The organism is Amycolatopsis palatopharyngis (assembly GCF_003385185.1).
In the GTDB taxonomy this organism is placed as follows: domain Bacteria; phylum Actinomycetota; class Actinomycetes; order Mycobacteriales; family Pseudonocardiaceae; genus Amycolatopsis; species Amycolatopsis palatopharyngis.
This window is the reverse complement of sequence record NZ_PQHZ01000006.1, coordinates 73,504-88,609: the sequence shown is the minus strand read 5'-3', so window position 1 is coordinate 88,609 and position 15,106 is coordinate 73,504. Positions and strand designations below refer to the sequence as shown.

At 69.4% G+C, this 15,106-nt stretch carries 14 protein-coding genes; 2 read left to right on the top strand and 12 right to left on the bottom strand.

Annotated features, from left to right (window positions below):
• Positions 1–2 precede the first annotated feature (2 nt).
• Positions 3–1,418, bottom strand: a complete 1,416-nt coding sequence (locus tag D0C15_RS06405; protein WP_116041664.1) for a hypothetical protein — start codon at positions 1,416–1,418, stop codon at positions 3–5.
• Positions 1,419–1,497: 79 nt separating this feature from the next.
• A complete protein-coding gene (locus D0C15_RS06400; RefSeq protein WP_116041845.1) occupies positions 1,498–2,517 on the bottom strand; it encodes a Ppx/GppA family phosphatase in 1,020 nt (339 codons plus the stop codon).
• Positions 2,518–2,653: 136 nt separating this feature from the next.
• On the opposite strand from D0C15_RS06400, the gene D0C15_RS06395 reads away from it, so the two are divergent.
• A complete protein-coding gene (locus D0C15_RS06395; RefSeq protein ID WP_245975602.1) occupies positions 2,654–3,442 on the top strand; it encodes a hypothetical protein in 789 nt (262 codons plus the stop codon).
• Here the strand turns inward: D0C15_RS06395 and D0C15_RS06390 are convergent.
• From D0C15_RS06390 to D0C15_RS06350, 9 genes are all read right to left on the bottom strand, one after another.
• Entirely contained in the window at positions 3,424–4,113 is a 690-nt protein-coding gene (locus D0C15_RS06390; protein WP_116041662.1) for a response regulator transcription factor, read from the bottom strand. The two genes, D0C15_RS06395 and D0C15_RS06390, sit on opposite strands and share 19 nt — an antisense overlap.
• Positions 4,110–5,372, bottom strand: a complete 1,263-nt coding sequence (locus D0C15_RS06385; protein ID WP_162829919.1) for a sensor histidine kinase — start codon at positions 5,370–5,372, stop codon at positions 4,110–4,112. Before D0C15_RS06385 ends, D0C15_RS06390 begins: the two co-directional genes overlap by 4 nt.
• Positions 5,373–5,646: 274 nt before the next feature.
• The gene (locus D0C15_RS06380) at positions 5,647–6,561 is read right to left on the bottom strand and encodes a GNAT family N-acetyltransferase (RefSeq protein WP_116041658.1); all 915 of its coding nucleotides are present in this window, start codon (positions 6,559–6,561) and stop codon (positions 5,647–5,649) included.
• A gap of 176 nt (positions 6,562–6,737) precedes the next feature.
• Positions 6,738–7,478 (bottom strand): phosphoglyceromutase, encoded by a 741-nt coding sequence (locus D0C15_RS06375; protein ID WP_116041656.1) that lies wholly within the window; start codon positions 7,476–7,478, stop codon positions 6,738–6,740.
• Between the two features lie 446 nt (positions 7,479–7,924).
• Positions 7,925–8,836: a DUF4349 domain-containing protein gene (locus tag D0C15_RS06370; protein WP_116041654.1), complete on the bottom strand. Its 912-nt coding sequence runs from the start codon at positions 8,834–8,836 to the stop codon at positions 7,925–7,927.
• Positions 8,837–8,906: 70 nt separating this feature from the next.
• Complete coding sequence (locus tag D0C15_RS06365) at positions 8,907–9,446, bottom strand: type III secretion system chaperone family protein (RefSeq protein ID WP_116041843.1); 540 nt, start codon at positions 9,444–9,446, stop codon at positions 8,907–8,909.
• A gap of 266 nt (positions 9,447–9,712) precedes the next feature.
• Positions 9,713–11,020, bottom strand: a complete 1,308-nt coding sequence (gene mshA, locus D0C15_RS06360) for a D-inositol-3-phosphate glycosyltransferase (protein WP_116041652.1) — start codon at positions 11,018–11,020, stop codon at positions 9,713–9,715.
• A gap of 19 nt (positions 11,021–11,039) precedes the next feature.
• Entirely contained in the window at positions 11,040–11,876 is an 837-nt protein-coding gene (locus D0C15_RS06355; protein ID WP_425455363.1) for an alpha/beta fold hydrolase, read from the bottom strand.
• Positions 11,873–13,033: a L,D-transpeptidase gene (locus D0C15_RS06350; RefSeq protein WP_116041841.1), complete on the bottom strand. Its 1,161-nt coding sequence runs from the start codon at positions 13,031–13,033 to the stop codon at positions 11,873–11,875. Before D0C15_RS06350 ends, D0C15_RS06355 begins: the two co-directional genes overlap by 4 nt.
• Before the next feature lie 99 nt (positions 13,034–13,132).
• On the opposite strand from D0C15_RS06350, the gene D0C15_RS06345 reads away from it, so the two are divergent.
• On the top strand, positions 13,133–13,864 hold the full coding sequence (locus D0C15_RS06345; protein ID WP_116041650.1) for an SDR family oxidoreductase: 732 nt from the start codon (positions 13,133–13,135) through the stop codon (positions 13,862–13,864).
• 105 nt (positions 13,865–13,969) lie between these two features.
• Here D0C15_RS06345 and D0C15_RS06340 read toward each other — a convergent pair whose 3' ends face one another.
• The gene (locus D0C15_RS06340) at positions 13,970–15,046 is read right to left on the bottom strand and encodes a UDP-N-acetylmuramate dehydrogenase (protein WP_116041648.1); all 1,077 of its coding nucleotides are present in this window, start codon (positions 15,044–15,046) and stop codon (positions 13,970–13,972) included.
• Positions 15,047–15,106 lie beyond the last annotated feature (60 nt).

Genomic DNA, 15,106 nt, shown 5'->3' with positions numbered 1-15,106 from the left:
CGCTATTGGGAGACGAGGAGCAGGGCGGCTGGCGAAATCGTCACCACCAGGCCGACCAGCAGCGCGAGCACGGTGGTCTGGAGGTCCTCCGCCCGGCGCACCTTGCGCACGATCAGCACGAGGCCGACCGTGACGGCCAGCGCGGCGATCAGTGCCGCCGCGGGCAGTTCCACCCACAGCCAGTTGAAGCCGAGCCAGACCGCCGCACCACCGAGCGCACCGAGGGCGAGCTGGCCTGCCAGCATCATCCACTGTTTCGCGGGTGAGGCCTCCGTCGCCGGCTCGTCGTCGGCGAGGTCGTCGTCGGCGGCATCCCGGTCGTCGTCGTCGATCGCGTCGCCGAGCGGCTCGTCGTCGGCGTAGCCGTACTCGTCCGCCTCGTCGGCCTCGCCCTCCAGTTCGCCGACCGCACCGGCACGCAGGCCACCCTCGTGCAGCGGGTCGTCGTCGAAGGCCCCGAAGGACGGCCGGTCGTACCCGTCCAGGTCGTCGACCGCCGGCTGGTCACCGGTGTCGAATGACGGCGTGAACGCACCGGTGGCCGGGCCCGCCTCGACCGCGTCCTGCCCGGTCACCGGCGGCATGAGGCCGACCTCGGTGTCGTCCATCTGCGACTTGTCCCGCCGCTGCCGCCAACCGGCCAGCCCTGCGGGGGGCTCGTCGTGTTCCGGTGCGCCCTGCTGCTGTGCGGACTGTCCGGACTGTGCCGACGACGCGTCGGCCGGGACCGCCGGGAACTGCTCGGTATGCGGTTCCTGCACGGGCGGTGGCCCGGCGGGTCGGCGCAATGGCCTGCGACGCAGGCGGGGCGGCGGCGGCTGCGGCTGCGGCTGCGGCACCGGGTATCCGCCGGTGCCCATGGGCGAGCCCGCTGCCTCCTGATCGGTGCCGTTGTCCGGGCGGGCCGAGGGTGCCCCCTGCTGCGCAGGTGGCACCTGCATCGGCTGTGAGGGCTGTTGCCGCGGCCCAGGACGCGGACCGCGGCCCCGGCCGTAGGACTCCGGCTGCTGGGTCGGCTGGGCCGACTGGGCGGGCGCAGGAGGCGGCTGCTGCGACTGCTGTGCCGCCGGTGGCTGTTGTGCCGGCGGCGGCACGGGCCTGCGCGCCGGCATGCCACGGCGGGTCGGCGGTCCCGCCTCCTCCTGGGGCGGCGCGGCGCGGGGACGCCGCGGCGCCTGTGGCTCCTCGTGCTGTTCGTCGTGTGAACGGCCGTTGCGCCTGCTCGGCGCCTCTGGTGCGGCGCTGTCCGCTTGTACCCGGTTGATGATGGCCTGTGGTGCGGTGTCGCCGATGTCCGGACTGTCGTCCTCGGCCCGGCGTCGCCGACGGCGCGGGGCACCGTCGACCTGGCCGCCGTGCTGCGCGAGCAGCTCGGCCACGGTCTTCTGTGGCTGCTCGCCACCGCTCTCTCGACTCATCTAGCTGTATCCAAAACCCGAAGTAGTCATGACGACTTCGCGGACCCGGCTGGGAAGTAACAGCAATTCTGACATTCCGTCACCTCTCCACCGTGCCTGTCGCACGCGATTCACGTCCAGCTCCACGTCCGGTCTCACGTCCCCACCCGGTTACCACTGCAGTCTGGTCGTCCCCGTTGGAATGGTCCAGCCGCCGCAGAATCACTCCCTCGCGCAATGCCCACGGACAGATCTCCAGTTCGGTGAGTGACAACCCTCGCATGGTGGCCTGTGCCACGAGTGCGCCAGCCACCAGCTGGTGCGCCCTGCTCGCGCTCACGCCCTCCAGCTGCGCAAGGTCCGCCGACGGCATCCGGGAGATGAAGGCGATCAGTTGCCGCAGGGCGGTGTCGGTAAGTGTCCGCTGGACCCGGGGACCCGAGGCGGAGGGCGCCGCACCGGTCAGCCTCGCGAGCGAACGGAACGTCTTGGATGTGGCCACGATGCGGTCGGGAGTGCCGAGGCGGGCCACTTTCTTTGCCAGCCCGGAGAGCTGGTCCTCCAGCCAGGCCGAGGTGGCCACCAGCTCCGAGCGGGTCGGCGGATCGTGCGCGAACCGGGTACGCGTGGTGCGTCCAGCGCCAAGGGGCAGCGATTCCGCCAGTTCGGGCTCCTCGTCGATGCCCATGGCGACCTCGAGCGAGCCCCCACCGATGTCCAGTACCAGCAACTTCCCAGCCGACCAGCCGAACCAGCGGCGCACGGCGAGGAATGTCAGCCTGGCCTCGTCCACGCCGCTGAGCACCTGCAGCTGGACGCCGGTCTTCTCGGCCACGGTGTGCAGTACGTCCGCCGAGTTGCGGGCCTCGCGGACGGCAGAGGTGGCGAATGCCATGACGTCGCCGCAGCCCAGCCGGATCGCCGCGTCCTTGGCGGATTCGACGGCGCGGACGAGTTCGTCGGCACCCGCCGCGGTCAGCTCGCCGTCGCCGGTTATCTGCTCGGCCAGCCGCAGCACGGTCTTCTCCGAGTGCATCGGCGTGGGGTGCGCACCACGATGCGCGTCCACCACTAGCAGGTGGACGGTGTTGGAACCGACGTCGAGTACACCTAGGCGCACGAACGGCAACGGTACCCGGCCTCCCGGTGTGGCCGGTGGCCAACCGGACACCACGACGGAAATTGGCACCCAATGTCCGTTTTAATTCCCGACCCGGGCTAACGTGTCCGATCTCGTCGTGGAGGTGGAGACGACTATGACGACCGAGACGGAACGGGACATGACGCTGGCCACAGCGCGATCCGCCGAAGGCGAGCCGGTGCGGCTGCGCACGCTCGGCTGGGTGCTGTTCGGGGTCAGTGTCGTACTCAGCGTGGCGAGTATGGCCGTACCCGCGCTGATCGACCATCCGCTGACCAACGATCGCGGCGAGATCCAGGTGTACCTCGACGTCTTCGAGGAGGGGAATCTCCCGACCTGGTGGAGCACCGGCCTACTGGTGCTGGGCGCGTTGCTCTACGTCGTCGTCGGTCTTACGGGGCGTGCGTCGGGTGTTCGCGGCGCGTGGACCTGGTTCGTCGGTGCGGGTGTGTTGGGCGCGCTGTCGCTCGACGACCACACCGCGCTGCACGAACGCCTGGACCGGATCGGCAAGGACCTGGTCACCTTCGACGGTTTCCCGTTCTACTGGCTGCTGCCCGGCCTACTGGCCGGCGCTGCCGTACTGGCCGCGGTGCTGGTACTCGCCCGCAGGCTGGGCGGGATGGCGCGCTGGTGCCTGATCGGCGGATGCGGGCTGCTGCTCGCCTCGGCCATGGGCATGGAAGCGCTGCAGGGCGTGCTGATCGCCTCCGGCGAGAGCGGCCCGCTGTACGTGCTGACCTACCACGCGGAGGAGCTGGGCGAGAACTTCGGCGTGCTGCTGATGCTGGCCGCCGCGTTCCGTTCGCTGTCCATCCTCCGCCACCAGGACGGCCGCCTCACCCTGAGCTACCAGGGTCAGACGGCGTCCGGGGTGCGGTCGGATCAGGTTTCGAACTTGTAGCCGAGACCGCGCACCGTGACGAGGTGCCGCGGGGACCCCGGATCCGGCTCGATCTTCGAACGCAGCCGCTTCACGTGCACGTCCAGCGTCTTGGTGTCGCCGACGTAGTCCGCGCCCCACACCCGGTCGATCAGCTGCCCCCTGGTCAGCACCCGGCCGACGTTACGCAGCAGGTACTCCAGCAGGTCGAACTCCTTGAGCGGCAGCGAGACGTCCTCGCCATCGACGGTCACCACATGCCGCTCGACGTCCATCCGCACCGGACCCGCGGCCAGGACCAGCGGCGTGAGTTCGCCCTCGGTTCCCGGCTCGCCGCCGCGGCGCAGTACCGCGCGCACCCTGGCGATCAGTTCCCTGGCCGAGTACGGCTTGGTGACGTAGTCATCGGCGCCCAGTTCGAGGCCTACGACCTTGTCGATCTCGCTGTCGCGAGCGGTCACCATGATCACCGGCACCGCGGACCGCTGCCGGAGCTGCTTGCACACGTCGGTGCCACTCATTCCGGGCAGCATCAAGTCCAGCAGCACGATGTCGGCGCCGTTGCGGTCGTACTCCTCCAGGGCCTGCTGGCCGGTGGTGGCCACGGCTGCCGTGAAACCCTCTTTGCGTAGCAGGAAGGCCAGCGGGTCGGCGAAGGACTCCTCGTCCTCCACGATGAGCACTCTGGTCACGCTGTTCCTCCATGGTCGGTCCTGTCGGTTCCGGTCACAGCCAGCCGCGTCGGCCGCTCGGACGACGTGTCGTTCTGAGCGGCGGCCGGGTTGGTCCTGCCCGAGCCGGGTCGCCCCGGCTCGGCGTCGGCGGGGTCGCCGCCGAGGTGTGCGGGGATGCGCAAGGTGAAGGTGGAGCCGGTCCCCGGACTGCTCCACAGCCGCACCTCGCCGCCGTGGTTGGCGGCCACGTGTTTGACGATGGCCAGCCCGAGCCCGGTGCCCCCGGTGGCCCTGGATCGGGCCTTGTCCACCCGATAGAACCGCTCGAAGACGCGCTGCTGCTCCTCCTCCGCGATCCCGATCCCCCGATCGGTCACGGCGATCTCCACGCCGTCGTCCACCAGCCGCCTGCTGATCGACACCGGATTTCCCGGCGGGGAGTAGGCCACGGCGTTCTCGAGGAGGTTGGACAGCGCGGTGACCAGCAGGGTGCGGTCCCCCTCCACCAGTAGTCCGCTGGGTGCGTCGGTGGTGACGGTGATCTCGGCGGACTCGGCGGAGAGCTTCGTGCGCCCGAGCGATTCCCGGACGACTGCGTCAACCTCCACGACGTTGAGGTCCGGCAGCCGTTCGGCGCCCTGCAGCCGGGACAGCGCGATGAGCTCGGTGACCAGGGTGCCGAGGCGGGTCGATTCCCGAAGGATCTTGGCGCCGAAGCGGCGAACCTCCTCGGTGTCCTCTGCGGCATCCAGCACGGCCTCGGTGAGCAGGGCGATCGCGCCCACCGGGGTCTTGAGCTCGTGGCTGACGTTGGCGACGAAGTCGCGCCGCGTCGCTTCCAGGCGGACGGCCTCGGAGTGGTCGACGGCTTCGACCACGGTGAATCCGTCGCCGAGCGGACGGACTTCGGCCAGTACCGCCTCGGGCTGTCTGCCGCGCACCTCCAGCGGCGAGAGGTCGATCTCCAGCGGGTCGCCGTTCTCCACGACGTGCTCGGCGGCCTTACGCGCCCTGGGGTCGGCCTGGTTGTCCCGGACGAGGCCGAGCGCGACGGCCCTCGGGTTGTGCAGCACCATGTCGCCGAACTGGTTCAGCACGACGATGCCATTGTGCGAGGAGCCGATCAGCCGGCGCAGCAGCTCGGCGGCGGTCGGTCCCGTCGGCCCACGCTCGGCGTCGGCTCGGCGGACCCTGGCGATGAGGTATCCGATGAGGACACCGCCAACGCCCACCACCAGAGCGCCGATGGTCAGTGCGATCGATGCAGGCGCGGTCACGGGGGAATCGTAAGCGCGGTGGTAGCCCTCTGGCCTAGTCCTGGCCGCGTTCTCGTGACGGTCGTGACACCTACGGGCTACATATTTGCCCGCAAGTCGGTGTCTGTTCATGCAATTGTCGCTCTGCGTCGATCTTCCCCAAAATTCGCTTCATTCGATCGGGTAGCCCATCGCCGGGGGATGGAAGTTCCCCAATGTGGCATTCGGGACGTTGGAGTTCCCCAATGTGGCATTGGGGACGTTCAAGTTCCCGAACGCCACATTGGGGAACTTCTCACGCCGGGTGGTGCAGGTACGTCCGTTCCTGGGTGATCGGGTAGCCGGCTCTGGCGAAGGTGGCGGACATCGGGGTGTTGGTCACGTCGGTGGCTGCCCCGATTCGCGTCTCTCCCGCCTCGACCAGCCGGTGCGTGCACTCCACCAGCAGGTCGTAGGCGTATCCGTGGCCCCGCTGCTCCGGCACGACGCCGATGATCCCGACGACCGCGCCCGAGTGGTTGCGGCCCGGCGCGGTGATTCCCACCAACTCGCCATCGGGAGTGTGCGCGAGCAGCCACCACTGCCGAGGCGAGGGCATCCAGCGCAGGAACGCCAGTTCCGACTCCGCCGCGGCGTCGAGCCCGCCACGGTCGATGTCCAGTAGTGCGTGGACGTCGAGGGTGGCGGTGTGTATCCGGCACAGGACGTCGAAGATCACGTCGTCGTCGGGTTCGGGCCGGAAGCGCAGCCGCCCCGGCCGGAGCTGCAGTGGACGGTCAGGAGTCCAGGTGTAGCTCAGGCGATCGACCAGCCTGCGCATCCCGGCCTGCTCGGCCACGGCGATGCGGGCGCGGGTGGCCTCGGCGCGCGCCGGATCCCGTTGCCAGCCGGTCGGCAGCGCCAGGCAGTACTCCGCGCGGATCGGCGCCGAGCGCAGCAGGGCTACACCCGCCTCGACGTCGTGGCCGAAGTCGAACCAGTCCAGCGCTATCGGCTCGGCGTCGTCAGGGCCCGCCCACCAGGCAGCGCGGGCCACGACCCGCTCGCCGCGCAACGCGATCCAGGTCCACTCGGGACGATACTCGCCCTTCGCGAAGAGCGTGTCGAAGTCTTTGCCAGGCAAGGGAAAGCCGACTCGGGCGGCTTCGGGAAGAGCATGGAAGAGGTGCTGCTCGCCCGCACGCAGCGGGCGTACGACCAGATCGGTCACAGATAGATCCTTCCGGAAGGCTGCGCACTCCCGGCCGGGTCGTGGGGGACGCCCTAGTGGATCCGCCCGAGGCGGGAGCACGTGAACTCTGGCAACTGCACTGCTCTCACCTCCTTCGCCGATCGGCGGGCGTCGTGGGCGACCCTAGCCGGGCCGCCCACGACGGGCCAACGGATTTAGCGGCCCTGCTTCGCCACGGCAGCGGCGGCCTCGGCGGCCGCGTCCGGGTCGAGGTACGTACCGCCCGGGTTGAGCGGCTTCAGGTCCGCACCGAGGTCGTAGCGCAGCGGGATGCCGGTTGGGATATTCAGCCCGGCGATGCCGTCGTCGGAGATCCCGTCGAGGTGCTTCACCAGCGCACGCAGCGAGTTGCCGTGCGCGGCGACCAGGACGTTGCGCCCAGCCCGCAGGTCCGGCACGATCGCCGACTCCCAGTAGGGCAGCATCCTGGCGACCACGTCCTTGAGGCACTCGGTCAGCGGCGCCTCGTCCGCGTAACGCACGTCGGTGTCCTGACTGAACTCGCTACCTGGCTCGATCAGCGGCGGCGGGGTGTCGTAGGAGCGGCGCCAGAGCATGAACTGCTCCTCGCCGAACTCCTCCAGCGTCTGCTTCTTGTTCTTGCCCTGGAGCGCGCCGTAGTGCCGCTCGTTGAGCCGCCAGTCCCGGCGCACCTCGATCCAGTGCCGATCGGCGACGTCGAGCGCGAGGTTGGCGGTGGAGATCGCGCGGCGCAGCAGGGAGGTGTGCGCCACGTCGGGCAGCAGCCCGGACTCCGCGAGCAGTTCGCCGCCCCTTCGGGCCTCGGACTCGCCGAGCTCCGAAAGCGGAACGTCGACCCAGCCGGTGAACAGGTTTTCCGCATTCCACGTGCTCTGCCCGTGGCGCAGCAGTACGAGTGTCCCTAGTTCGGCCATATGGCAAGCCTGCCAGAGCCGAGACCGGCCGGAACAGCGGGTTAAGACCTGTCACGGAAAAGAATGAGAACCTACCCACAGTTTGTTGACTAGGCAGTAGTTAATCACTCCAACGTCCGGCACAGCGCCAATAAGATCTCGATCACGTCACGTTAGTTGCGTTCCGTTAACGTGCGAACACAAGTTCACTCGAATGGAGTAACCAGTAGTCTTGTGATTACGGTCCCGGTTCTGCCAAGTTGGCTAACGTCCCGCTCGGCTGGAAACCACGCACTCCCCAGCCGTGCGGACTACAGACGCAGCTCGTCTCCCCCCTGCCGAGCTGCGCCCGCCGGCCCCGTTGGCATCCCCCTCGTCACCGGGTCCATCGCGGCGGGAACGTCAGCGGGGCGGCTCGAGTTCGCGACTCCCCCCTCCCTCGAGCCGCTCCGCTCCCCGCGCGGGGGTCATTTCTGGAGCGCGGCGACCGTCCGCCGTCTGCGCAGCAGCCACCAGACGAGCAGCGCCACCGGCAACCCCAGCAGCACCAAGAACGGCAGCATCGCCGCCAGCACGGTCAGCGTCCCGGCACCGACGTCGAGAAACGCCTGCCAGCCGGCGGCGAGGCCACCGAGGATGCCGGTGCCGGAGTCCGCCGCGACGGGAGCGGCCGCCGGCCGGATGCTCACCGTGACGGTGGACATCGCGACGCTTCCCGCCAACGCTTCCTGACGCGACTTCAGCGACTCGAGCTCCGCTTCTCTGCTGGTCAGCTCCGCCTCCACCGAGGTGATCTCGCTGATCGAGTTCGCCCGATCCAGCAGTTCCCGCACGCGCGCCACGCTGGCCTGTTGCGTCTGCACCCTGGACCGCACGTCGACAACCTGTTCGGTGACGTCCCGCGCATGCTGCTCGCGCGCCACCACCTCACCGAGCGCGGAGAGCCGGTTCAGCGTCGCGTCCAACTCATCGCTGGGGACGACGACCTCGACCGTGGCCGAGTGCAGGTCGCTGCGCTCCTGCCCGGTATAGCCGCCCACCTCACCTGCGATGTCCCGGGCTCGCGCTACGGCGTCCGCCAGGTCCGCTGCCTCGATGTCCAGCCGGGCACTCCTGGCCAGCTGCCGGTCCTGCCCACCTACCCGGCCCAGCGGCACGGTCGCCTTCGCGCCCTGGTCCTCAGGCCGGATCTCCTGCGGCGCGACCCCGGCCTCGCTGCCGGCCGCATCAGGGGCGGCCGGCGCTCGCCCGGCGTACTCACCACCCGCCTGTCCGCTCGTGGCCGACCCCGCGTCGTCGCCGGTACAGCCCGACACCAGCACTGCCAGCACGCCGCACAGCAGAAACGTCGCCCACGCCCGCGTCCATCGTGATCTCATTCGCCCGCTCCCTCCAGTCGTATGCGCCGGAAGGACGGACTCGCAGGTCAGCGGCGTTGCATTGGTCCGATCACGATTCGGTCAGCGGGGTGTGCCCGTGCTCTGGCTCGATCAGGTGCTTGAACGCCTGCAGGTTCGCCAGCGACTCCCCGCGCGAGACCCGCCAGTCCCACTCGCGCTTGATCGAGCCGGCGAAACCGATCTCCAGCAGGGTGTTGAAGTCGCCGTCTGCGGCCTCCAGCACCTGCCCGAGCAGCCGGTCCAGTTCGGCCCGCGTCACCGACTCCAGGGCGAGCCTGCCGACCAGATAGATGTCGCCGACCTGGTCGATCGTGTAGTGCACGCCGTACAGCTTGGCGTTGCGTCGCAGGAGGTAGCGATAGACGTCCTCGTGCGCCTCGTCCGGCCTGCGGCAGACGAAGGCCTCCACGACGAAAGCATGCTCGGTGGCGATCAACCAGCAGTTGGTCTGCAGCTTCTTCGTGCCAGGCAAGGTGACGAAGTAGCGCCCAGCACCTCGGCGCTCGTACTTCAGCTCCGCCTCGTCCAGCACAACCCGCACCAGCTCGTCGACCCCAGCCCCAGCCGCCGGTTGCTCTGGCTTGCTCACACCGCCACCATCGGCCTCGCTCCGCTCCGCGTGCAAGGTGCTCGCACCCTCAGTCCCAGCCCCAGCCGCCGGCTGCTCTGGCTTGCTCACACCGCCACCATCGGCCTCGCTCCGCTCCGCGTGCAAGGTGCTCGCATCCTCAGTTCCAGCCCCAGCCGCCGGTTGCTCTGGCTTGCTCACACCGCCACCATCGGCCTCGCTCCGCTCCGCGTGCAAGGTGCTCGCACCCTCAGTCCCAGCCCCAGCCGCCGGCTGCTCTGGCTTGCTCACACCGCTACCTCCTCCTGCAACGCGCGCGCCACCGCGTCGCGGAACGCCGTGGCCGCCTCGGTGTATGTGGCCACCAGCGCGTCAGTGGTGCGCTCCCAGGAGAACCTGCGCGCATGCCGGACGGCGTTGGCTCCGAGCTCCGCGCGCCGCCCGGGGCGCAGGGCGACAGCGGCCAGCGCGTTCGCCCAGTCCTCCGCCCGGTGACCTGGCACCAGCATGCCGGAAACGCCGTGCGACACCGCGACCGGCAGCCCACCGACCTCGGCGGCCACAACGGGTGTGCCGCACGCCTGCGCCTCCAGTGCGACCAGGCCGAACGACTCGTTGTAACTCGGTACGGCTACCACGTCCGCGGCGCGGTACACGTCCACGAGCGCCTGGCCCGGTTGCGGCGGCAGGAACCGGGTCTGGCCCGCGATGCCGAGCGAGTCAGCCAGCTCGCGCAGCTCCCTCGGCTGCTCCATCCCACTGCCCGAAGGGCCACCGACGATCAGCACGACCAGCCGCTCCCGCAGCTCGGGCTGCCTGCGCAACAGGTTCGCCGCCGCGTGCAGCAGCACGTCCGGCGCCTTGAGTGGCTGGATCCGGCCCGCGAAAGCCAGCACCACCGCATCCTGCGGCAGTCCCAGCGCCGCGCGCGAGAAGACCTGTGAGCCGGGCGTGAACCGCTCCAGATCGACCCCGGGCGAGACCGTGCGTACGGCGGTGGGGTCGGCGTCGTACAAACCGACCAGCTCACGAGCCTCCACGGGCGTGTTGGCGACCAGCCTGTCCGCCTCGGCCACCACCTGCTCCTCGCCGATCACCCGCGTCCTCGGCTCGGGAACGTCCCCCTCCGCGAGCGCGGCGTTCTTGACCTTGGCAAGCGTGTGCGCGGTATGCACGAGCGGCACGCCCCAGCGATCCCGCGCCAGCCAGCCCACCTGCCCGGACAGCCAGTAGTGCGAGTGGATCACGTCGTAGTAGCCGGGCTCGTGGAACGCCTCGGCACGCAGCACTCCCGACGTGAAGGCGCACAGCTGCGCGGGCAGCTCGTCGCGGCCCAGCGGCTGGTAGGGCCCAGCGGGAATGTGCCGGACCAGCACCCCGGGCGCGAGTTCGGCGACCGGCGGCTGGTCCGAGGAGGTGGCTCTGGTGAAGACCTCGACACTGATGCCTCTGCGCGCCATCTCGGTGGCCGTCTCGCTGATGTACACATTCATGCCGCCCGCGTCGCCGGTGCCCGGTTGTTCCAGCGGCGAGGTGTGCACGGACACGACAGCGACCCGGCGCGGCGTGCGCACCGGGGGAAAGGGCAGGGTCATCTACCTGTTCACTCCTCGGTCAAGGTGCCGACCGCTCTTCGGCGAACCGCCGCAGGGCAGCGTTGAACTCCTCCGCCGCCTCGATGAACGGCAGATGGCCTACACCTTGGATCCAACGTCGAGTGGCCCCCGGAATCTTCCCTGCGGCGAATTCGCCCGCAGCCGGATCCACCACGAGATCCTCCGTGCCGTGCACGACGAGGGTGGGTACGTCGACCCCGGCCAGCACCTCGGCGCTGTCGACCGTGCGCCGGAACAGCGCTGCGCGCACCGCGGGCGGCACCGACAACGTCGCGCCGAGCAGCGCCTGTGCGAGTTCGCCGCGAACCGGGGAACCGGACATGCCCTCGTTGAGACCGACCAACGCGGGCAGGGCGACATCCGCGTCCTCGGACAGCGCGGCGGGCAGCGCGGCGCGCATCGCGGAACCGACCTGACCGCCGGAGCGGCCCCTGCCGATCTCGGTGATCGCCCCGACGAGCACGATCGCGCCCAGCCGTGCGGTTCCGTGCTCACGCACGTAGTCGGTGATCACCAAACCGCCGTAGGACCAGCCGGCGACGACCGCGGGTGCGCCTGCGAACTCGAGCACGGCGGCCAGGTCCCCCGCCCAAACCGCGGGGTCGTCATACCCCTCGGCCGGGACACCGGAGTTGCCATGCCCGCGCAGGTCCATCGCGATCAGCCGGAATCCGCTGGTCAGCTCCGGATCGGTGAGCTGCAGCGACCAGGCGCGCGCGGACTGCGCCCAGCCGTGCACGAGCACTATCGGCGGCAGGTGCGGCTCACCGGCGATCCGCAACCCGATCCGGACACCGTCAGCGCCGACGACCTCGGCGTGCTCCACGGCGTTCACAGCGCCGACTTCGACTGCCAGGTGGACCAGTCGAGTAACCAGTCCATCACGTCCGAGATCGTCGGGAACTTCACCTTCGAGCCGGTGACCTCCACCGGGTCGCCGATCAGCGCGGAGTCGAAGTAGTCCTTCGCGTCGGCCTCGAACAGGTTTACGCAGCCGTGCGAGGTGTTGCGTTTGCCGATATTGGCCCGGTTCTCCTCGTTCTCGTGGATGTACTCACCGTGGTTGGAGATCCGGCAGCACCACTTCTTCTTCAGATCGGTGTAGCCGTACCGCTCGTTGTCGAAGATCGAGGTCGGTTCCCTGGTCATCACGATGACCGTGCCGTTCGGCGTGTTCAGGTTTGGGTCGGCGTCCTTGCCGTTGCTGCACGGGTAGCTCTTGTACTGCGCACCGTCGCGGTAGACCCGCATCTCGTGGTCCGGGGTGTGGATCTTGACCACCTGATTGCGCCCGATGGTGAACTTCGTGGTCACGTCGGCCTTGCCGTACCTGCCGCCGCCGTAGTGCACCCCGTAGAGGTTCGCTGCGACATCGACCTCGGTGTTGGCCGGCCAGTACTCCTTGGGTCGCCAGTCGACCTGACGGTCCGACAGCCACGCCCAGGCACCCTCGACCTCCGTGGAGGTCGACACCTTCAGCGCCTTCTGCGCAGCCGCCCGGTCCGTGACGGCCTCATCGAACTTCACGCTGATCGGCATGCCAACACCGACCACGGCGTCGTCGATCGGGTTGAGCGTCGCCCTGATCACCTTGGCCGGCTTGACCGTGTCGAAGCTGCCGGTGAACTCGGCGTTCTTGCCGTCCGCACCACTCGCGGTGGCCGTGTAGGTGTAGGTCTTTCCGTAGCCAAGTGGCTCTGAACTGGTCCAGGTGGTCTTCGCCGAGTCCAGTTCACCCTTGACCGCGGTGCCTTCGCTGTTGGTCAGCGCGACCGCGGTCAGCGTGCCCTTGGTCACCGTGACCTGCACCGGCTCGGTGACCGAGACCTCCTTCGCCTTGGGCGCGGGCTCGGCGGTGATCGTGGCCTCCGGCGGGGTCTCGACGGGAGGCGGCTGGGTTTCCGGGCTCTGCCCGTCACCGGAACACGCGGTCAGCACGACCGCGCCACCTGCCGCGATCGCGGCCTTGAACATCGTCCGCCGTTCGATCACCGTCATCCTCCCATCGCACCGCCCGCTAGAGCCGCTGTCTGCTTAACCGCGGGCCACCGTCCGACGTTACGTCGCCACGGGGACTGGCAACATGCAGTCATGAGCAAGCGAACCGCTGTGATCACCGGGGCCAGCGCTGGTATCGGTGCCGCCACCGCCAGGGCGCTCGCCGCGGCGAACTTCCACGTCGTTCTGGGTGCCCGGCGGCTCGACCGCCTCACCCCACTGGCCGATGAGCTGTCCGGGACGGCCCACGTACTGGACGTCACCGACCCCGAATCGGTTGCGTCGTTTGTGCGCTATATCTCAGAATGCGACGTTCTGGTCAACAACGCGGGTGGAGCGCGCGGGATGGAGCGCATCGAGGCCGCCGACGAGGACAACTGGCGCTGGATGTGGGAGACCAACGTGCTGGGCACCTTGCGGCTGACGAAGGCGCTGCTGCCGAAACTGGTCGACTCCGGCGACGGGCACGTGCTGACCGTGACCTCGGTCGCGGGGCACGAGGTCTACGACGGTGGTGCGGGCTACACCTCGGCCAAGCACGCCCAGTCGGCGCTCCACCGGACGCTGCGCTCGGAGCACCTCGGCCAGCCGATCCGGTTCACCGAGATCGTTCCCGGCATGGTGGAGACGGAGTTCTCGCTGAACCGGTTCGAGGGCGACGCCGAGCGCGCCGAGGGTGTCTACCGAGGGCTGCGACCGCTGAGCGCGGAGGACGTCGCGGAGGTGATCGCGTTCGCGGCAACCCGGCCGCCGCACGTGAACCTGGACGAGATCGTGGTCAAACCCCGCGCCCAGTACAACGGCACCCGCGCACACCGGGAGTAGTCACCGGGCGTCGAGTGCGAGTGGGTGGGAGTTCCCCAATGTGGCATTCGGGAACTTGAGCGTCCCCAATGCCACATTGGGGAACCCCCACCCCGCGCCGAACGGTTACAGCGCGCAATCGATCAGCAGTGGCTCGGGGTGCAGTTCGACGCCGAAGCGGGTCCGGACGCCGTCGCGGACCTCACGGGCCAGCGCCAGCAGGTCGGCGGTGGCGGCCGTCCCCCGGTTGGTCAGGGCGAGGGTGTGTTTGTGCGACAGCGACACCCGCCCGCCGGGCCCCTGATGTCCCTTGACGAACCCGGCGCGCTCGATCAGCCACGCCGCGGAAAGCTTGACCCCGCCGTCGGCCGGGTACTGCGGCACGGCGACATCGGCGCCGACGACCTCGCCGATCCGCGCCAGCACCCCGGCCACCTCGGGCTCACCGATGATGGGGTTGGTGAAGAACGAGCCCGCACTCCACGTGTCGTGATCGGCCGCATCGAGCACCATGCCCTTGCCCGCGCGCAACCCGAGTACGGCCGCGCGTGCCTCGGCCGCCGGTACCCGCGCGCCCACCTCGACATCCAGCGTCCGCGCCAGCTCGGCGTAGCGGATCGGCTGGGACAGCCCGTCGGCCCGCAGCCGGAACCGCACGCTCAGCACCACACCGGCGTCGGTGCCCTTCAGCACGCTGGTCCGGTAGGCGAAGCCGAGGTCGGCCGCGGTCATCGGGTAAGTGGCGCCGGTGGCGCGGTCATAGCAGCGCACCGACTCCACGACGTCACTGATCTCGCAGCCGTACGCGCCGACGTTCTGGATCGGTGTCGCCCCGACCGAACCGGGAATGCCGGAAAGGCATTCCACTCCCCCGATGCCCTGCTCGACCATCGCGGCCACGAATGAGTCCCAGTTCTCCCCCGCCGCCACCTCGACCAGCAGCTCACCGGCCTGCTCCCGCTCCACGGTCCAGCCACTGGTGGCGATCCTGAGCACGGTGCCGTCGAATCCGGCGTCGGCGACCACCAGGTTCGATCCGCCGCCGAGCAGCAACAGCCGCTCACCCGCCCGGTCGGCCGCGTACACGGTGTCCACCAGGTCCTCGACGTTGTCCACGACGGCGAACGCCTTCGCCGGGCCGCCGAGACGCAGGGTGGTGTAGCTCGCGAGGGTCACCTCGGTGCCCGTTTCGACAGTGCTCACATTCCCGAACGGTACTTCAGCGGAGATGGCGACCGGACCGCACTATGCATCAGGAACAGA